Annotated in this window: 15 protein-coding genes, 1 tRNA gene and 1 pseudogene; 6 read left to right on the top strand and 11 right to left on the bottom strand. The window is 35.9% G+C overall.

Translation table 11 applies throughout. The features are described 5' to 3' along the window. Positions 1 to 18: 18 nt before the first annotated feature. Positions 19 to 1,482, bottom strand: a complete 1,464-nt coding sequence (locus WHA_RS04035; RefSeq protein ID WP_015589260.1) for a hypothetical protein — start codon at positions 1,480 to 1,482, stop codon at positions 19 to 21. A 146-nt stretch (positions 1,483 to 1,628) separates the two neighbouring features. On the opposite strand from WHA_RS04035, the pseudogene WHA_RS07555 reads away from it, so the two are divergent. Continuing rightward, positions 1,629 to 1,736: pseudogene (locus WHA_RS07555) on the top strand (WPE palindromic element domain-containing protein); the annotation flags it as partial. A 61-nt stretch (positions 1,737 to 1,797) separates the two neighbouring features. On the opposite strand, the gene WHA_RS04030 reads toward WHA_RS07555, so the two are convergent. Both WHA_RS04030 and rpmE read right to left on the bottom strand, forming a co-directional pair. Continuing rightward, a complete protein-coding gene (locus WHA_RS04030) occupies positions 1,798 to 2,592 on the bottom strand; it encodes an NAD kinase (protein WP_015589259.1) in 795 nt (264 codons plus the stop codon). A 38-nt stretch (positions 2,593 to 2,630) separates the two neighbouring features. Beyond that, positions 2,631 to 2,834: a 50S ribosomal protein L31 gene (gene rpmE / locus WHA_RS04025; RefSeq protein WP_007548602.1), complete on the bottom strand. Its 204-nt coding sequence runs from the start codon at positions 2,832 to 2,834 to the stop codon at positions 2,631 to 2,633. A 128-nt stretch (positions 2,835 to 2,962) separates the two neighbouring features. Between rpmE and fabD the strand changes: the two genes are divergently transcribed. Continuing rightward, on the top strand, positions 2,963 to 3,943 hold the full coding sequence (gene fabD / locus WHA_RS04020; protein ID WP_015589258.1) for an ACP S-malonyltransferase: 981 nt from the start codon (positions 2,963 to 2,965) through the stop codon (positions 3,941 to 3,943). A 39-nt stretch (positions 3,944 to 3,982) separates the two neighbouring features. On the opposite strand, the gene gpmI is transcribed toward fabD, so the two are convergent. The 7 genes from gpmI to WHA_RS03985 all read right to left on the bottom strand — a co-directional run bounded on the left by gpmI (position 3,983) and on the right by WHA_RS03985 (position 9,891). After that, positions 3,983 to 5,503 carry a 2,3-bisphosphoglycerate-independent phosphoglycerate mutase gene (gene gpmI, locus WHA_RS04015; protein WP_015589257.1) on the bottom strand — a complete coding sequence of 507 codons (1,521 nt, stop codon included), beginning with the start codon at positions 5,501 to 5,503 and terminating at the stop codon, positions 3,983 to 3,985. Between the two features lie 33 nt (positions 5,504 to 5,536). Beyond that, positions 5,537 to 5,608: transfer RNA gene (locus WHA_RS04010), tRNA-Asn, on the bottom strand. Between the two features lie 644 nt (positions 5,609 to 6,252). Beyond that, entirely contained in the window at positions 6,253 to 7,764 is a 1,512-nt protein-coding gene (gene purH, locus WHA_RS04005; protein ID WP_015589256.1) for a bifunctional phosphoribosylaminoimidazolecarboxamide formyltransferase/IMP cyclohydrolase, read from the bottom strand. An 80-nt stretch (positions 7,765 to 7,844) separates the two neighbouring features. Next, the gene (gene fmt, locus WHA_RS04000; RefSeq protein ID WP_015589255.1) at positions 7,845 to 8,744 is read right to left on the bottom strand and encodes a methionyl-tRNA formyltransferase; all 900 of its coding nucleotides are present in this window, start codon (positions 8,742 to 8,744) and stop codon (positions 7,845 to 7,847) included. Between the two features lie 12 nt (positions 8,745 to 8,756). After that, the gene (rplT, locus tag WHA_RS03995; protein WP_015589254.1) at positions 8,757 to 9,122 is read right to left on the bottom strand and encodes a 50S ribosomal protein L20; all 366 of its coding nucleotides are present in this window, start codon (positions 9,120 to 9,122) and stop codon (positions 8,757 to 8,759) included. A 20-nt stretch (positions 9,123 to 9,142) separates the two neighbouring features. Next, a complete protein-coding gene (rpmI, locus tag WHA_RS03990) occupies positions 9,143 to 9,349 on the bottom strand; it encodes a 50S ribosomal protein L35 (protein WP_015589253.1) in 207 nt (68 codons plus the stop codon). Between the two features lie 98 nt (positions 9,350 to 9,447). Further along, the gene (locus WHA_RS03985) at positions 9,448 to 9,891 is read right to left on the bottom strand and encodes a PAS domain-containing protein (RefSeq protein WP_015589252.1); all 444 of its coding nucleotides are present in this window, start codon (positions 9,889 to 9,891) and stop codon (positions 9,448 to 9,450) included. Positions 9,892 to 10,056: 165 nt separating this feature from the next. On the opposite strand from WHA_RS03985, the gene alaS reads away from it, so the two are divergent. Beyond that, the gene (alaS, locus tag WHA_RS03980; protein WP_015589251.1) at positions 10,057 to 12,678 is read left to right on the top strand and encodes an alanine--tRNA ligase; all 2,622 of its coding nucleotides are present in this window, start codon (positions 10,057 to 10,059) and stop codon (positions 12,676 to 12,678) included. A 525-nt stretch (positions 12,679 to 13,203) separates the two neighbouring features. Here the strand turns inward: alaS and WHA_RS03975 are convergent. Then, positions 13,204 to 14,739 (bottom strand): lysine--tRNA ligase, encoded by a 1,536-nt coding sequence (locus WHA_RS03975; RefSeq protein WP_015589250.1) that lies wholly within the window; start codon positions 14,737 to 14,739, stop codon positions 13,204 to 13,206. A 108-nt stretch (positions 14,740 to 14,847) separates the two neighbouring features. On the opposite strand from WHA_RS03975, the gene WHA_RS03970 reads away from it, so the two are divergent. The 3 genes from WHA_RS03970 to WHA_RS03960 are packed head-to-tail and all read left to right on the top strand — an operon-like array spanning position 14,848 to position 20,116. Further along, complete coding sequence (locus WHA_RS03970) at positions 14,848 to 15,144, top strand: type IV secretion system protein VirB3 (RefSeq protein WP_007548615.1); 297 nt, start codon at positions 14,848 to 14,850, stop codon at positions 15,142 to 15,144. A 9-nt stretch (positions 15,145 to 15,153) separates the two neighbouring features. Continuing rightward, complete coding sequence (locus WHA_RS03965) at positions 15,154 to 17,559, top strand: VirB4 family type IV secretion/conjugal transfer ATPase (protein ID WP_015589249.1); 2,406 nt, start codon at positions 15,154 to 15,156, stop codon at positions 17,557 to 17,559. Then, positions 17,552 to 20,116: a TrbL/VirB6 family protein gene (locus WHA_RS03960; protein ID WP_015589248.1), complete on the top strand. Its 2,565-nt coding sequence runs from the start codon at positions 17,552 to 17,554 to the stop codon at positions 20,114 to 20,116. The genes WHA_RS03965 and WHA_RS03960 overlap by 8 nt, the downstream gene beginning before the upstream one ends. Positions 20,117 to 20,123 lie beyond the last annotated feature (7 nt).

The raw sequence follows: 20,123 nt of genomic DNA, 5'->3' as shown, positions 1-20,123 counted from the left end.
GCTATATCATGCATTTTATTAACCGACACTATAAACAACATCCTTACAATTATGAGATTGAACCACAACTTGCTCAAGCGTTAAGCTGCTGCGTTTAGCGTCTTTACCGTGGTTTTCCCCAAGAACATTTGTTCTTTCGTGTTTTATTTCTTCAATGAATTTCTTGTTAACGCTTTCAGGGTCAATCTTTTCCTGCGAATATATAAGATTAGTGCAATTTGTTTTTCTATAATAATGTATGCCAAAACCCACAATGAGTAATGCAAGTATACCAGAACCTATAAGTAATGATAATCCTATGTTATTAGTCAAAGGGTTTTGGTAAAATTTTTGTACACCATTAACACCATGTGTTGCAAGTAGCCCTAGAGGAAACGCTATATTTGCAGCAACTACACCAGTAAATAATGCAGTAAATATTGGTCTGTCGTTAATTACTGATTTTATTTTATTAGTTCTAGTAATTACTTTTTCGTCAATGTTAGTGAAGCCTTGTTTAGCTTCCCAAGCATTAAGTACAAAATTTGAATGAGTGCCATTGCTATATTCCAGTCTTACAGATTTTATAGCTTTATCTTTTGGCTGGTGCTCCAACACCTCAGCTAAAATTTTATCCGCATCTTTTTTTTGAATGGAATGTTCTTCAGTATCTATAAATTGCCTTGTTGCAAAAAATATTGGACCAATTGCAAGCAATGCAGCAAGTGCGATAACTGGTATAGTGATATATTTTGGGCTGTTTGTAAAAAATGCAATAAATTTTGCTTTATCTTGTAAATATAATAAAGCTGCAGATATACTGAGTATAATAGCACTTGCACCAAAAATTATAAAACCCTTCTGCTGCATGGCATACTTTGCTCTTGGCAAGAATCTGTTTGTTTTTTTATTTGTTGTGCTACCTATATCAGAATTTAGTGACAAAGACTCTTCAGAGTCATCTTTGCTTTTATACGATGGTAAAGTATTTGAAGACGCACCTAAATCATCTTTTGAGTTTTGACCACCTATTCCACTGTCTAAACTCTTTTTCGAAGATTTTGCATTTGGGTCTATAGCTGCATAAATATGTTCTTCTGATCCATTACCAGATAATCCTCCTAAACCTAAACTTGCTGTTTGTGATACCCAATCATGAGTCTCACCTTTTGTTTCTTCTAGGGAAGGAGGTAGTACTTCAGTACTAAGACCAAACAAATTTTTGTCTTCTTTGTCTTGTAAACCTGGAGCTTTTGGCAAAATCGGTGGTGCTCCATCACCATCTTTTTGTCGATTTACAGATGCATAAGTAGGATCCACTTCCTCATCATCTGATTCTTCATGTGACATTCCCTGCACACGTGGTACTACATTCAGTACACTTGAGATAGCATTTCCTGCTTCTTCAGGCGATGGTGGATCTTTTAGTGTTATCTTGCTATTGTCACCTGTTTGTTCGTAAGAAGTTAATTTTACTGTTGATTTTTCGACTGACCCATGCATATTCACTCCAAAGTTAATTACTATGCTGCATTGATTACGCTATAGTTATTAAGATGTAGTAAATACCAATTTACAGATAATGTATCTGTTTAGCAGAGTGGCAAAATAAGGTAGACGAGAAAAGACAACTATAGGAACAAATGGGTGTCATCCCAGTGCCCAGACACTGGGATCCAGAAAATTTGATTGTGTACTATACAACATTTTTGATCAAAAGCTGGATTCCAGTGTCAAGCACTGGAATGACATCACAGGGACACTGGAATTTTTGTTTCAATATTTGTACATTAGCCATGTATCTGAACAGATACATTATTAGTATAGAAATTGTCTATCAAAGATTCTTTCATTCAGAGGGTAATCTTTGTCAAAAAGCAAAGTGATTGTGTTCTCATGGTCTTTTTGTATTTTTATCTGTGATATATCATGAAATTCTTTGTAATCTGATACTACAAGTGCTGGACGGTTTTTTGTGTCGTTAATGTCAATTTGTACGATTGTATCGTTTGATATTAACGCTCCATTCCAATGCCTTGGGTAATAGCTATTGATAGAGGTTAATGCAAGTAAATTTGAATTTAGCGGCAAGATTGGGCCACCGGCAGAGAAGTTATATGCAGTGCTACCTGTGGGAGTAGATAATATTACTCCGTCCCCTCTAAATTTTTCTACTTTTAGCTTATCATTAATAGTGATATTCATTTCTACTATTTGGTTTGCTTTTCTAAAAACATATACCTCGTTTACCGCTATGTAGTGATACCTCTTGCCACTTGTGTCTGTTGCTTCCATTTTTAGCAAAGTTAACTGAGTTGAAGTTGCATGTTCTATATGATCAATTAAATCTTCACTGCGGCTAAAGCATTTATTCATCAAAAACCCAACATTGCCGGTATTTACCCCATACACATGCATGTTTTTATTTTCTATAACGTAATTATGCAAGGTGCGTAGCATAAAGCCATCACCGGCAACAACTATCAATAGATCGATTTCGGACTTATTTTCTTCTGTTATATTGATAAAATTAAGTTTCTTTAATAGTTTAGATACTTCCTGCGATTTTGGTGATGGAGAAGCAACATAGCCTATATTTTTGTATTTATGCATGCTTCAGTAAACTCTCTAAAACTTAAAGAGGAGGAGAATTAGAAAATGCTTCCATATTTATCGTTAAACTTAGCTAATTTGCTAGTTTTACTTGCTAACCCGCTTGTCAAACTTCCAGTCCATGCAGGGTGAGTAAGAGGATCTCTATCAAGTTTTACCCTATCTCCCTCCTTTCCATAAGTGGAACGAGTTTCAAACTCTTGACCGTCTGTCATAACTATAATAATTTTATGATAATTCATTGTTGTTTATAAACTTTTAGTCAGTTAACATTCTAGTGAACTTAATTCACTAAGTCAATCATTATTCTAAAATATTGACAAAAAATAAATAAAATGTTATACTTAATAAGGAATAAGTAATAATTATCATGATTTTCGCTTTCCCTGGTCAGGGCTCTCAGTTTGTAGGAATGGGCAGGAGCTTATATAGTGAGTTTTCTGTTGCAAGACAAGTATTTAATGAAGTAGATAGCATATTGGATGGAAAGCTGTCTCATTTAATCTTCAACGGTCCTATTGAAGAATTAACCATTACAGAAAACGCTCAGCCAGCTATAATGGCAGTATCAATTGCAATGCTACGTGTTATGGAGCATGTGTTTGGCAAATCTCTTTTCACTGATCACAATGTTAAATATGTTTGTGGGCATTCAGTTGGCGAATATACAGCGCTGTGTGCTGCAGGAGCGTTAACGCTTGAGTCTGCAATCAAGCTGCTGAAAGTTCGCAGCGAAGCAATGCATGAAGCTTCACTGAAATGTAAAGGCGGAATGGTTGCGTTGCTTGGAGCAGAGATAAATGAAGTGGAAGATATATTGAAATCAGTTCAAATTGACGGAATTTGTGAAATTGCAAACGATAACGGTGGCGGACAAGTGGTTATAAGTGGCACTAGAGAAGCTCTTGAAATGTTACCCGATTTATTCAAAAACTCGAGTGTGAGGAAACTAATTAAATTACAGGTTAGTGGGCCTTTTCATTCATCTCTTATGAAACCTGCTGATGAAAAAGTTTTGGAGTTTTTGAAGGGTATTAAAATAACCCGTCCTATAGTTCCTTTGATATCAAATGTTACAGCTAAAGAGGAGAGTGATCCCAAAGTTATAAAAACTTTACTCGCCAAGCAAGTTGTAAGCAGAGTGAAATGGAGAGAAATGGTTTTGTATATGTCAAGCCGTGGCATTAACAAATTTGTTGAAATTGGCCCTAATAAAGTTTTATCTAATTTGGTCAAAAGAATTGACCAATCTATCAGTACAAAAAATATAGATAGTATTGGTGATATTGACAGCTTCTTTAATGAATCATTAGTACTAACAGCGAAAAATTTAAAAGTTGGATTAAGTTAAAACACATCTATTTGATGTCATTCCGGTGCATAACGCTGCCTAGCTGGAATGACAGAGGGTAATGCAAGAAATCAACGAACTGCCTGTCATTTCGTTTGGTTTTTTAATTCCAAGTAGCTGTAAAATAGTAGGGGCAATGTCAGATAACCTTCCGTCTCTTAGTTTTAGATTATCGCAAGACACAATAAATGGCACTTTATTTAGAGTGTGTGCTGTGTGAGGTGTATTATTTTCTTCATCGAACATACATTCCACATTACCGTGGTCTGCAGTGACAATTAATGCGGTGTTGCTTGACTTTTTAACAGCACTCAGCACTTTCGCAAGACAATCATCTACAGCTAGCACAGCTTTCTCGGCTGCTTTTATATTACCTGTATGCCCTACCATATCAGGATTAGCGTAATTTACAACTATCAGTGCGAATTCTTGGGAGTGAATTTTTTCTACAAGCTTTTCTGTGAGCTCGAAGGCTGACATTTCGGGCTGCAAATCGTAAGTTTGAACTTTTGGTGAGGGAATGAGTATTCTTTCTTCACCAGAGAAAGGTTCTTCTTTTCCACAATTGAAAAAGAAAGTCACATGAGCGTATTTCTCGGTTTCGGCGATACGTAATTGTTGCAATTTATTGTCTGCTATTGTTTGTCCTAGAGTATCAGCGAAAGAAGTAGGAGGAAAAATATGAGGAATTTTGAGATCTTCTTTATATTTCATCATGCTTAGAATTGAAGAGAGTTTTGCTACCTCAATATAGTCTGTTTTGCCTAGCAAAATACTTGCTAATTGTATCATTCGATCAGCACGAAAGTTAGCCAACAGCACTCCATCTTCTGGTTTTATACCTTGATAGTCACCTATTACTGCAGGCCTGACAAACTCATCAGTTATGTTATTTTGATAATTTTCATCAATCAACGATACTGCATTATCATGACGAGGTGCCTTTGCAAATGCGATAGCCTCATAAGCTTCAATTGTTCTCTCCCACCTGTTATCACGGTCCATAGCATAGTAACGCCCAGAAACAGTAGCAATTCTTATGTCATTTCCCTTTATACTCTTTATAAATTCTTGAATGCATTTTTTTCCTGAATTTGGCAATGTGTCTCTGCCATCTAAAAATGCATGTATCACCACTTTGATTCCATGCTGTGATATTTTATTTGCTAAAGTTGAAATATGCTTTTGATGCGAATGAACACCGCCATCTGACACCAATCCCACTAGATGGCATATACCATTCTTACTTTTTAGATCATTAATAAAACTTTGTAGATTTACATTGTTTTCTATTGTTCCAATCTCTTGATTAATGCGCTGAAGGCTTTGCATTACTACTCTACCACTGCCAATATTCATGTGGCCAACTTCTGAGTTACCTATCTGACCACCAGGTAACCCAACATCAGTTCCACAGGCGGATAAACTGCATTTTGGATAATTAGAGCTAATGTATTGCCAACAAGGTGGATTTGCGTTGCTAATAGCGTTGTATTTATTATTCTCTATTCCATTTCCCCAGCCATCTAGTATACATAAAACCACTGATTTAATGTTCATATAAAATCAACACTAGAATTTCACAGAGAAACGCTCCCCGGGCCGGATTCGAACCAGCGACCAATTGGTTAACAGCCAACTGCTCTACCACTGAGCTACCGAGGAATAAACCGTTTTTAATTTACCATGTTGAACGTTGGTTGTAAACGTTTTTTGTGTAGACTTTAAGTCCAACTGGTCACAGAAACGAAAAAACTTACTTGACAAACTCCGCCAGCCCCCTTATTGTAGTATTAAGAGTATTTCTGACTCAAAACTTGTTTTTGATCCGCGCGGGTTCAATAACAAAAATTCAGTAAAAAACTTGGAGTATCTATTGGCGGATTACATAAAATTATAGCGGCTGCATGTCTTTTTAATTTTTTCTACATTCAGCCAAATCGCGCTTATTTTAAGCGTTAGCACATTATTACAGCGCCAATTTAAAGTATTAGAGGGTCAAAACTCGCACCACGGGGCTTCTTTGCCTTTTTTTTTATTTGGTAAATTTTTTAACGTTTGTGGCTAAGCGACAGCCGTCATCCCGCTGCTTGTTAGCGGCTGAGATACCGCGAATGAATCGCGGTATGACGGTTCGCAGAGGCATGACGGTTCGTGGCAGCACGATAAGCTCGTCATCCCGCTGCTTGTTAGCGGGATCTCTTGTTAGCGCCGCGGCGGTATATTTGTCATCCCGCTAGCGGGATCTATGTTGAGAGATACCGCGGCGGTATGACGGTTTGTGGCGGTATGACGATAAGACACAAAGCCTAATGGAAAAAACTGCGAACGCCAGTGAAAAACATAGCAATTTTATTTTCATTTGCAGCTTTTATCACATCTTGATCTTTTAGCGAGCCACCGGGCTGAATTATAGCTGTAATTCCATGTTTTGTGCTTTCTACTATGCTATCTGGAAATGGGAAAAATGCATCTGAAGCAAGCACCGCACCTTTACATTTTTCACCTGCTTTTTTCACTGCAATGTTCACACTATCTATTCTGCTTGTTTGCCCTGCGCCGATGCCAATAGCACAACCATCTTTTGCTATAACTATTGCGTTGGATTTCACATGCTTACATATTTTCCAGGCAAAAATAAGATCTTTTTTTTCTTTGTCTGTTGCAGTGCATTCTGTTACTTGTTCTGCTTTTATTGTGTGGTCATTATTTTCTTGCACCAAAAACCCACCAACAACATTTTTAGTTTGGTATTTCACATTTTGTTGAAAAGATTTATGAATAATCACTCTTAAATTTTTCTTTCTTTGTAAAATTTTTAGTGCCTCATTGTTTACCGATGGTGCTATCACTACTTCTAAAAATATCTCGTTTAATTTTTCCGCTAGCTTTAAATCTATCTCCCGGTTTAAGGCAACTATACCACCAAAACTGCTTACTTCATCGCACGATAGAGCTTTTTCATATGCCTCCAAAGCATTATTACCAATAGCAGCGCCACATGGGTTATTATGCTTGATTATCACTGCTGCAGGTTCTTCGAATTCAGAAGTTATGTTAAGTGCGGATTCTATATCTACTATATTATTATAACTCAACTCTTTTCCATGTAGTTTTTCCAACGGATATTCTGTAAATTGATTACTATAAAATGCAGCTTTTTGATGGGGATTTTCACCATACCTGAGTTCTTGTACTTTATGCCCGTATAGAGCAAAAAACTCTGGTAACTCATTATTTTTACTCTGGGATAAAAACCAACTGTGAATATTAGAATCGTAGTGTGCAGTGAGAGCAAATGCTTTGGTTGCTAAGTGTTTTCTATATTCCAATGTTGTTTTATTGTTATTTTCTATCATCTCAGCTTTCAGTGCTTCATAGTCTTGAATGCTAGAAATAACTGAAGTAAAACGAAAGTTTTTTGCTGCAGCTCTAATTAATGCCACTCCGCCGATATCAATTTGTTCTATAATTTGCTCTTCATTTGAGCTGCTACTTACTGTCTCCCAAAATGGGTATAGGTTAGTTATAAGCAGGTCTATTGGCTCAATTTCTAGATCTTGCACTTCCTTTTTGTGCTTTTCTCGATCATAAAGTATTCCTCCATGAATTTTAGGGTGTAAAGTTTTTACTCTACCACCCAGTATCTCTGGAAATTGCGTATAATCTGATACTTCTTGCGTTTTTATTCCGGCATCAGATAGTGCTTTATAAGTATTTCCTGTTGAAAGAATTTCTATTTGTTGCTGCATTAAAAACGATGCAAGATCAATTATATTCGTTTTATCATATACCGATATTAAAGCTCTTTTGATTTTCATTTTTGTACAGAAAATTTTATAAGATTATATCTAAGAAAAGGAAATTTAGCTATTACATTTCTACACTAATTTAAAGCAGTCTATTCTATAAATTTTTTTACCATGCTTGATTTCAAGCCACGAATAAAATCTTCAATACTGCAAGGATTTCTCCCTTCCATTTGTACAACTTTAGGAATTAAAGTGCCACCTTTTAAACTTATGTGCATATTATCGTTAACAATCTTACCTTGTTCTGAAGCGAGAGCTTCAAAGTCAGCATCAAGTATCCTGATACGTTTATTTTCTATCTTAATGAATGCTTTTGGGTAAAACGCTTTAACCTTTCTATAAGCAACTTCACAGGCATCACTTGCATAAATTTTATAGTCTTCCACTTTGTTAGCGTAACATGCATCGTTATCGTTCTGTTTTAAGAGAAGCTGTTTTTCAATTTCGTTTAGCACTTCCAGCAGTAAATCACTGCCTAATTCAGACAATTTATCATGCAATGTCTTGTAATTATCGTTCTTTTCGATAAGAAATTTTTCCTGTTTTAAAATAGGGCCGGAATCTAATCCTTCATCCAGTTGCATAATGCTAACCCCGGTTTCTTGATCTCCTGCTAAAATTGTGTGCTGTATCGGGGCTGCACCACGCCACCTTGGTAGTAATGAAGGATGAATATTAATACAACCATATTTTGGAATATTCAAAATTTCTCTTGGAAGTATCAATCCATACGCAGCTACAACTGCAACGTCTGGTTTGAAATTTCTAAATTTTTCTTGCTCTGCCGAAAACTTTAGAGAGATAGGAGTACATACCTCTATGTTACTTTCTTCAGCGATAACATGTACTGGAGATTTCGTTGGCTTCTGTCCACGCCCTGAAGGTTTTGGAGCCTTGGTGTATACTGCTACTATTTTATTCTGTGATTTCAATAGTAAGTTTAGCGTACTAACAGCGAATTCTGGTGACCCCATGAAAATAATTCTCATGGTGTCTTTGCTTTAAGAATTCTCTGCTAATTTACCACTTACAGCTTCTACTAATTTGGCAAAATCATCCTTATAATTAACGGCCATCTCAGCAAGAATCTTTCTATTTAAATCAATGCCGGCAAGTGTAAGACCATGCATAAACCTACCATAAGTAAGCCCATGCTCTCTTACTGCTGCATTAATACGTATTATCCATAAACCACGAAAATCACGTTTACGATTTCTTCTGTCTCTATAAGCATATTGCAGTGCTTTTTCAACTCTTTGTAATGCAATTCTATAACAACTTTTTGCGCGCCCTCTATAACCCTTTGCCAGTTTCAATATTTTTTTATGACGAGCGTGAGTAGTGACTCCACGTTTTACCCGAGCCATTTTATTTTACCTCCATTTTATTAAATACCATAAGGCATATAAAGCTTAACTATACGCGAGTCAGATTTACCAAGAATCGTTGTACCGCGCTGATTACGAATATTAGATTTACTTCTCTTTACCATGCCATGCCTTTTGCCTGACTGAGTAGAAATGACTTTACCCTTAGCTGTAAGGTGAAAGCGCTTTTTGACAGAGGATTTGGTTTTTAATTTTATTTTCTTCATATTCTAAACAAATTTACAAGCACTACTATTGAGTTCTTTAATAGTAATTAAGTAGTAGTATAAATAATTTTATTAAAGAATCAAATTAAAATTGTATATTAAAGGAGTTTAAAAGTAATTACGCCCAATATATGTGTTATACCTTCTTTATTCCCAAGTGGCAACAATACTTGCCTCATTTTAACACTTTCACTTTCTTCCTCTTCGTTGATTGGACATTTACTCTCTATTACAGTATCAAGTTTATCAATGACTGCATCTATTTTATATAGTCGCAAAAATGGTGCATCAATTGCATACTTATTATCAATACGCGTCTTGTTCTCAAAACCATAGAATTCAACAGCCTTTTCTCCTGCATTTTCGCAAATATAACCTTGATCTTTGACTTCAATGATAAAACAATGCTGCCATGACTCCATTATTTCTGCAGTGTCTATTTCATGCCTTTCTGGCCAATCTCTGTCTGATCCTTTTATGTCATTCCAGTGTTGAGTCACCACATTTGCTATTCTTTTTTCTTTGCCTACATAAATTTCCATTCCAATTTCCACATATAAAACACAGATATGAGGTAAATTTATCGTGAATATATTGATTTTTTCTTACCACAAGGTGCATGTCACTAGAAGTTCTGAGATCTAGAGAGTGGTATTGATTTTATTTCCATTACAACTTATTATTTATAGATAACCTCAATAAAAACGATGAAGCTAAACGAAATCAGAGAAAGATTTATAAAATTTTTTGTAAATAATGACCACGAGCAGGTTTCTTCTTCTCCTTTGATTCCAGAACATGACCCAACGCTCATGTTCACAAATGCTGGTATGGTGCAGTTTAAAAATATTTTTACTGGTGCTCAAAAAACTGAAATGAAACGTGCTGTCTCAAGTCAAAAGTGCCTAAGAGCAGGCGGTAAACACAATGATCTGGAAAATGTTGGCTATACAACTCGGCATCACACATTTTTTGAAATGCTCGGAAATTTTAGCTTCGGTGATTACTTTAAGGAAACTGCGATAGAATTTGCGTGGGAATTTATCACTAAAGAGTTATCTCTTGATAAAAACAGACTATCCATAACCGTCTACCATACTGATGATGAGGCGTACGAGATTTGGCGTAAGATAAGTGGCTTTTCAAGTGATAAAATCATAAGAATTACAACGGATGATAACTTTTGGAGTATGGGAAGCACTGGTCCGTGCGGTCCATGTTCTGAAATTTTTTATGACCATGGGAGTCCTAATTTACAAGAGGGCGATAGAATTGTTGAAATCTGGAATCTGGTATTCATGGAGTTTAACAAAGATGAAGAAGGTAATTTACACAAATTGCCAAAAAAATGCATCGATACTGGAATGGGTCTTGAAAGAATAGCGGCTGTTATGCAAAACGTCCATGATAACTATGATATTGATTTATTTTCTGCTTTGATAAATAAATCTCAAGAGTATTGTGGAAGAACAGAAAATAAAATAGCGCATAAGATCGTAGCAGATCATCTTCGCGCGGCTGCATTTCTCATCGCAGAAGGAGTGCTTCCTGGAAATGAGGGCAGGAATTACGTATTACGCAGATTAATTAGGAGAGCCACACGTTATATTCACCTGCTTGGATATAATGATTCCCTACTCCATCGTATTTTTCCAGTGTTGATAGATAGCACGAGTTCGGCTTATATGGGAGCTGAATTAGTCAGAGCTAAAAGCTTAATAGAAACGACGTTAAAATCAGAGGAAGAAAACTTTAAAGACACTTTGATGAAAGGCATTAGTCTATTGGAAAAATTCACTGCAGATTTAAAACCAGGTGACACTCTGCCTGGAGAATTAGCGTTTAAGCTATATGATACTTATGGATTTCCTTTGGATATTACACTTGATATTTTAAAAGAGAAAAAAATAAATTTTGACCAGAAGGGTTTTGATGATGCAATGGGAGAACAAAAAGAGAGAGCACGTGCTAAATGGGCTGGATCTGGTGAAAAATCTGTTGAGCAAGTATGGTTTGATTTGATCGATAAATTTGGCAAAACAAAATTTGTTGGTTATGAGTTCAATGAAGTAAATGATGCGAAAATACTAGCTATAGTTTCCTCTAAAAATGAAGTAATTGATTCTGCAAAGGAGGGAGAAAAGATAACCATTATACTTGATAAAACACCTTTTTATGGCGAGTCAGGTGGACAGGTGGGAGATACTGGCAGTCTGATCAAATCTGATAGAAGTATTATTATAGTCGAGAATACCAATAAGGTTAATGACCTATATTTGCACAGATGCATAGTTAAGTTCGGTTCAATTTGTAAAGGTAACACAGTTGCAGCAAGCATTGACAAGGAAAGAAGGCAAACCTTAAGAAGAAATCATTCAGCTACACACCTTTTGCACTTTGTATTGAGAAAAATCTTGGGTGACCATGTCACTCAAAAAGGTTCCCTAGTTGCACCGGATAAGTTACGATTTGACTTTAGTCATAACACTCAAGTTACTCAGGATCAGCTATTCTTAGTAGAAGATATGGTAAACTCTCTAATCAGAGAAAACCTTTCTACGTCTACAAAAATTCAGAGCATGAATCAGGCAATAGACGAAGGAGCTATGGCGTTATTCGGTGAAAAATATGGCAACCAAGTAAGAGTAGTGAAGATTGGAGATTCAAGAGAACTGTGTGGTGGCACGCACGTTGAACATACTGGAGAAATTGGTTTATTTAAGATAGTAACAGAAAGTTCTGTTGCTTTTGGAGTGAGAAGAATTGAAGCTTTAACTGGTCAGGAAGCAATCAATTATGTACGTGATAATGAAATTAACTTAAAAAAAGTTGCAGAATTCGTAAAAGCACCAGCAAGTGAAATAATAAACCGATTAAATATTTTAAATCAAGAGCGCAAAGAATCTGAAGCTAAAATAAAAAATTTATATAAAAAACTTATAAGCGCAGAGAGCATAAAAAGCACTGAAATAAATGGAATAAATTTTGTAAGTCATGCTTTTACCAATATTCCAGCGAATATAATAAGAGAGTTTGTTTTGCAGCAACAAAAACCAAAAACGATAATAGCTTTCACGGCAACAGAAAAAGATAAAACAGTCTTGATTATTAAAGTAAGTAAAGACTTAGCTAATAAAATTAGTGCAAAAGAACTAGTATCAATAGCAGTTGAAAAAAATTGTGGTGGGAACGCTGAACTTGCACAAACAGGCTGTGATAGCAATAAAATAGATGATGCCATTACAGCCATTTGTAGCAAAATAGCAGCTTCTAAGCACTCTACGTCATACCACCACGAACCGTCATACCGCCGCGGCGCTAACAAATAGCGGGATGACGGTTGTCGTTTAGCCATAAACATTAAGAAATTTACCAAATGAAAAAAAAGGCAAAAGAAGCCCTGGGGTTATTATCCGCTTTAAAATATTGGCGTTTTTTATGTTTTAAACGCTTGAAAAGCGAAATTCAGCTGCTTTTAATTGCAACTAACTTACGCTGCAAACGTTTAAGAAATTTACTAAGCAGAAAAAAAGACAAAGAATCCCCGAGTTAGCTAGTCTTTTACTATCTCTGTCGAGTATTGGCATTTTTTGATGTCTTGTAACGCTTTATAAGCGCGTTCAGCTTATTTAGATAAAAACCTAGATGTAGATGAAGTTTTGTAAAGACATACAGTATCTATATACTGCAAAAAATTGAACATAAGACGCCGATACATTAAGTAATCCTTACCTTTTAATCTGCAGATTGGCAAAAGCAAATACAATAGCTTCAGTTTCATGATAAGGGGGCTAGCGGAGTTTGTCAAGGAATTCTTATTAAAACTAAAGAGCTCAAATGAAAGGAGGTAAACTCTAAAGTATACATTTAGTAGCGCTTTCTATGAGAGAAATCGTATTACCTATTCCGTAAAGCTTTATGAAAGATCCCATTCTTGGACCGGTTTTTTGGCCAAGTAACGTTTCATATAATAGCTGAAACCAGTCACGTAAGTTGGTGTAATCATATTTTTTTCCAATAGAAAATACCTGAGATTGAATTTCTTCAGCAGTAGCAGTTGTAGATAGAGAATGTAAAGTGTCCTTCAAATCTAGTAACGCTGCTTTTTCTTTTTCATTTGGAGTTTTATATGATTTTGTTGGCTTGATAAAATCGTGATAATACTTTACTGCGAAGTCTGAAAGTCTATCAAGCATTTTATTATTTTCTGGTGTAACGTTTGGTGCATAAGAGGATATAAAACCCCATAGGATCTCTTTGTTTTCAGCATTACAAGCTGCTGCTAGGTTTAAAAGTAGTGAGAAATTTATGCCTGAAGTTTCTATACTGGGAACATTGCCCTGGTGAATGTGCCAAGCAGGATTATTTATATCCTTTTCTTTGTTCTCATGATAACGCTTTACAAATTCTAAATATTCATCAGTTGATTTTGGTATCACATCAAAATATAAACGTTTAGCTTTTTTAGGACTCTGAAAAATGTACAATGCTAAGCTCTCTGTTGGTGCGTAAGTTAGCCACTCTTCAATTGAAATGCCATTTCCTTTTGATTTTGATATTTTCTTTCCTTCTTTATCAAGGAAAAGCTCGTAGCAAAACAGAAGTGGTGGCTTTTCTCCAAGTATTTCACATATTTGACTTGAAAGCACAGCAGATGGAGTTAAATCTTTTCCGTGAGCTTCGTAATTTACTCCAAATGCGGCCCACCTCATTCCCCAATCAGGTTTCCATTGCAGTTTACATTTTCCTTTTGTCACTGGAACTTCTATTTTTTCCCCGTTTGGGTCTTCATATGTGATTGTTCCTTTCTCTGTATTTGTTTCAATTACTGGAACTTGTAAAACTTGAGAAGTTTTTGGGCATATTGGCAAGAATGGACTATAAGTCTGCTGTCTTTCTTCCCGAAATGATGGAAGCATTACGTCCATCACTTTATCATAATTTTTCAGTAAGAGTAAAAGTTTTTCATCGTAAACGCCAGATTTATAACACTCTGTTGCACTCCTGAACTCGTATTCAAATTCAAACATATCAAGAAATTTACACAACAATGAATTCATATGATGACCATAACTCTGATGAGTGCCAAATGGATCAGGTATCATAGTCAATGGTTTATTTAAGTGCTCTCTTAGCATCTCTTGATTTGGCACATTATCTGGTATTTTTCGCAAACCATCCATATCATCTGAAACTGCAATGATTTTGGTTTTTATACCAGGAGCTATTTTTTTTAATGCATTTACAATAACTGTAGTGCGGAAAACCTCTCCAAAGGTTCCTATGTGGGGTAAACCAGAGGGTCCATAACCAGTTTCAAATATTATTTCTTTTTTATTAGGAAACTCTTGCAATATTTTTTCTGCTTCTTGAAATGGCCAACTTGTCATTATCGGGATTAAATAATGTATCTTAACTTAAAGTGCTACTAGTTTCAATGGATTTTTAATATAATGATATAGTATTAGTGTTAGAGCTATTATTAGAAGGTTAAAGATATGTCCACAGGTAGTATACAAACAGATCAATTATTTAAAGGTCTTACAAGACCTGCAATGCTCTTTGGTGTGAGTTATATGTTTGCAATATTAAACGTCCTGATTTGCATGCTAATTTTCATTAATTCAAATGATTTAAGAGTGATTCTCTTAATGTTACCAGGTATACATGGACTTGGTTATATAGCTTCTGCAAAAGAACCGTTGTTTATTGAATTATTTATGGTAAAATTGGGAAAGTGCTCGAAATGTTTAAATCGTTTTTACCATGGAGCCAATTCTTATGATATTGCTTAACGTTGTGTGATGCTGAGGTTTAGGGCTATTCAATCAAAGAATAAATCTACTCTGAACAGGGAAGTTCACGCTGCTGAATTTATTCCTTATTCTTGCTATTGGAATAGCACAACCTTGATGACAAAAGAAAATTGGTTGGTTAAGGTTATAAAATTAAGTGGTTTTGCATTTGAAACTGCCGATGACGAGGATTTAGTCATACAGAACAACATCAGGAATCAGATGCTAAGAAGCATTTCATCTCCGGCATTTAGTTTGTATTTTCATACTATCAGACGTAAGAAAAATATTTTTTCTGATGAATTTGCAAGTCAAGGTTTGCCGAATTTTTTCGCTAATCACGTAAATCTAAAATGGAGAGAAAAACACGCAACAAGGCAATCATTTATTAATGACCTATACATTACGATTATCCGTAGAGCGGACACAAAAGGAGTAGAATTTTTGTCACATCTACTAAAAAAATTCGGACATGTAACTTCAAAACATGCTTGGGAAAGTGATATACGTGCCACGTATGAAGATTTAGAGGAAACGACAAATCGTGTAGTGACAAGCCTTAGAAATTATTCGCCTAAAATTCTTGGAGTAAAAGAAACTCCAGATGGTTTGTTCTGCGAAATAATGGAGTTTCTATCTAGAATCGTAAATTGTGGCTTCGTTACAAATACGCTTTTTCCGCTAAGAACTGAAATATCAAGATACTTACCAGTACATAGGTTATTCTTTGGCCGTAAGATGATACAGGTTGTGACTCATAATGAGAGTAAATATGCTGGAATAATTAGTATCAAAGAATATGGAAATCATACTTCTGCAGGAATGCTTGATTCGTTTTTACAACTTCCTCACGAGTTTATAATTACGCAATCTTTTCAATTTATAAACAGGCAAATGGCGATTGGAAAAATGCAGATACAGCAAAATCGAATGATACAGTCTGCAGATAAAGCTATTTCTCAAATAGCAGAAATTTCTCAAGCGCTTGATGACGCAATGAGTGGTAAGATTGCGTTTGGTCAACATCACCTGACTATTTTATGTATAGAAAAAAGTCCTAAATCATTGGATAACGCTCTGTCGTTGGTAGAATCAGAGCTTTCTAATTGCGGTGTTTACCCTATACGTGAGAGAGTTAACCTTGAACCAGCATTTTGGGCGCAAATTCCTGGTAATTTCGATTATATAGTGAGAAAAGCTACAATAAGTAGTCTTAATTTGGCTGGATTTGCATCTCAACATAATTATCCTACTGGTAATAAATTCAATAACCACTGGGGAGATGCCGTTACAGTTTTTGACACGACATCTGGTACTCCATTTTTTTTCAACTTTCATATAAGGGATGTTGGACACACTATGATAATTGGCCCAACTGGTGCTGGTAAAACTGTTTTAATGAATTTCCTGTGTGCCCAAGCGATGAAGTTTTCTCCAAGGATATTCTTTTTTGATAAAGATCGCGGTGCAGAGATTTTCTTAAGAGCACTTAGTGGTATCTATACTGTAATAGAACCAAGAACTAAAACAAATTTTAATCCTTTACAACTTGATGATACCTCTGATAATAGAACATTTTTAATGGAGTGGATAAAGTCTTTAATTTCGGTATATAATGATAAATTTACTTCAGAAGATATTGCACGAATTAATGATGCAATTGAAGGAAATTTTAAATTAAGAAAAGAAGACAGATTCTTGAGAAACCTCGTACCGTTTTTAGGGCTTGCAGGTCCTGATACTCTAGCTGGGGCAATATCTATGTGGCATGATAATGGTTCTCATGCTGCAATATTTGACAATAAAGAAGATTTGCTAGATTTTTCACGAGCAAGAGTATTTGGTTTTGAGATGGCTAGCTTGCTCAAAGATCCTGTTGCTCTTGGACCGGTCTTGATTTATTTATTTCATAGGATTAGTATATCTCTTGATGGCACTCCATCTATTATCGTTCTTGATGAGGCATGGGCGTTAATAGATAATCCAGTTTTTGCACCCAAGATAAAAGACTGGTTGAAGGTACTGAGAAAACTAAATGCTTTTGTGATTTTTGCTACTCAGAGTGTTGAGGATGCAAGTAAAAGTACTATTAGCGATACGCTTGTACAACAAACAGCGACACAGATTTTTTTACCAAATCTGAAAGCTACTAGTGTCTATCGGGATGTTTTTATGTTAACTGAACGTGAATATATATTAATTAAGCACACAGATCCGAGTACTAGATTCTTTTTGGTGAAACAAGGAGTCAATGCTGTAGTAGCTAGAATAGACTTAAAAGGCCTGGATGATATAATCAACGTATCATCCGGACGTGCAGAAAGTGTCCTATTGTTACACGATATATTAAATGAAGTTGGGGACAACCCAAAAGTATGGTTGCCTATATTTTATCAGAAGGTAAAAAATGTTTAAGACTAAGCTGTCATTGCTATTAATTGCGATATTTTTACTAAATATAGACTTTTTACTCTCATATCCAGTGCTTGCAGATGGAGTAAGTGGTACTGACAAGACAGAATTTGTTAGCAGATTTAATTCCACTGGCAGTTTTAGTCGTGCCTCTAATCCTGATTGTGGAGCGTTTAAAACAGCTGCAGCACTTGCTGGAATAGCGATTGCTGTTGGCGCAATATTTACTGGCATTGTTTTGATCGTTTCTTCTGCTGGTTTGTTTACCGCTCTTGTTATTGTTGGAATGATAGCTGCAATTGTTGGAGTCTGGAAAGCTATAGGAGGACTTGTTGTTTGTGAACATAGTTTTGTTAAACACCCAGTTGCACGTGACCATGATGGAAAATACAAAAATTTTAAATTAGAAGACACAGGTTATAGTGGCTGCACCAATGAAAATTACCAAACAGAAGAGGAATATTTTTCTTGTTTGCAAAATAAAGCTCGGGAAGACGTGAACAAAAAAGATTATGACGGGAAAAGAGCAGAAAAAGAAGCCTTAAATTCTAACGTTCAGGAGAGTACAGAGAGTTATTACTGGCCAAAAAATGGTGTGCAATACAGTGAATATATAGAAGTATGTCATCGAAACCCTTTAACTTTTGGTAATCTTTTTAATAAGGTAGACTTTAATTCCAGAGGAAAACCTGGATACATAGACTTTGATGTCAGGGAGAAAGACACTGGATACGTAGATGGGTCATGGTCCTCGAAGGTTGATGGTGGTCTGGAATGTAGAGTTCTCAAAGCAGGACAGAGCGAACCCATACATGGAGCTACATTCAAAGCAGTGAGAAAAACGGGCAGATTATGTGTGGAGTTAGCCAGTGTTAGCATGCTTGGTATCGAAATGACTCCTTGGCCGCAAGGGGTTGATATGGGGTGCACGGAATTGCCACCTGACCCACTTGCTCCTATGTGTGAAAAATCTGTGATGATATTCAAAAATAAAGATGGTACAGGAGAGGAAAAAGTTACTATTGGTAATAATGATGACTATAAAACTATTATCAGATCTAAAGAAAAAGGACTCAACGGACAAGGGGGGAAAATTTTTGTAGGTTATGATAATGCTGGCTGTTTTAGCTCGTATGTTTCTGAAGCTTGTTATAACCAGGCAGGGAGTAAATCATTAGCTCCTATTCCCGTAACTTCTATGATAGTGCAATGCATTAAGGAATCATTAGATAATTTAGTTGCAGGTAAAGGTGCACCAAATGGTGAGAGTTTTATATCTGTAGCACAGAAAAGGCTGAAAAACACTGTAACTGCTGTTTTAGTTTTAGCTTTAATACTGTTCTCTATAAAAGCCATGTCTGGTGGAGTTCAGAGGCCTCAAGAAATGTATATGTTGATCATAAAATTCGCTTTAGTGATTTACTTCACAACAGGCAGTACCATGTCTCATTATTATGGAGAATTAACTCGTCTCTCAAATGGTTTGTCAGAGATAGTGCTAAAAGCATCATCTGAAAGTAAAGGCATATGTAATTATAAAGCAGGTACAGATTATGAATATACTCGTGCAGGAAAGAGGGTATCTTACAGTTATCTTGCACCTTGGGATAGGCTTGATTGTAGAATTTTATTTTATTTAGGTGCCCCTTTAGATGGAATTGGTGGCAAAATTGGTACTGGAGGTGTTGCAACGTTAGCAGTCTTGCTTGGTGCTGCTCCTGTCTTATTAGTTGCAGGTTCGGTAATCGGTATTATTTTTGCTGGTGGACAAATTTTAGTAGCTCTTGTCTGTATATTTATGGCCGTTCTGATGATGATGGTTATTTTGTGGCTGTGCTATGTATTTATTTTATCTCTAGTTGCTTTAAGTGTAATCATCATTTTATCACCTTTGTTCATTCCTATGGTTTTATTCCAACACACCAAAGGATATTTTGAAGGCTGGGTGAAAGAGTTGATTACCTATAGCTTATACCCGGTTATCCTTTTTGCGTTTTTGTCCTTTATGTTCATAGCATGTGATAAAATCTATTTTAAAAATTTAAATTTTGAACTGGACGAGTCATATAAAAATGAACAACCGGACAAGTCATATGAAAAGAAACAAGCAGAAATCTCATATAGTAAGAAAAAACAGTGGTTTAAATTGAAAGATGGGGAATGTGATAAAAATGAAACTACTCTTGCATGTATGATGCAAAATTATAGCTTTAAAAAGAGCAGCATACTTGGTCTATTCGACTTTACATACATGGAGTTTGGCAGCTCTCTCATCGGAGAATTATTAAAATTGTGTTTAGTATTATTCCTCTTTTACCACTTTTTAAACATTCTTCCTGGCATGGCTGCTGAACTTGCTGGTAACCATAGAGCAGCACTTGGCTCAGGTCAGACACCTGGACAAATGGTGGGCAAAGCTTTATCTGCTGCCAAAGCTGCTGCTGGGGGAGTTGCTGGAGTTGCTGGTGCTGCTGCTAAGAAGTTGAGTGGTGGAGACAAGAGTAAATCTCGAGGTTCTGGTTCTAGTAGCTCCGAGAGTGTTAACAAAAGCACTGAATGAGTTGGAT

This window comes from Wolbachia endosymbiont of Drosophila simulans wHa, from assembly GCF_000376605.1.
Taxonomy (GTDB): domain Bacteria; phylum Pseudomonadota; class Alphaproteobacteria; order Rickettsiales; family Anaplasmataceae; genus Wolbachia; species Wolbachia pipientis.
The sequence above is the reverse complement of the archived record's forward strand: the minus strand, read 5'-3'. Positions and strand labels throughout refer to the sequence as shown.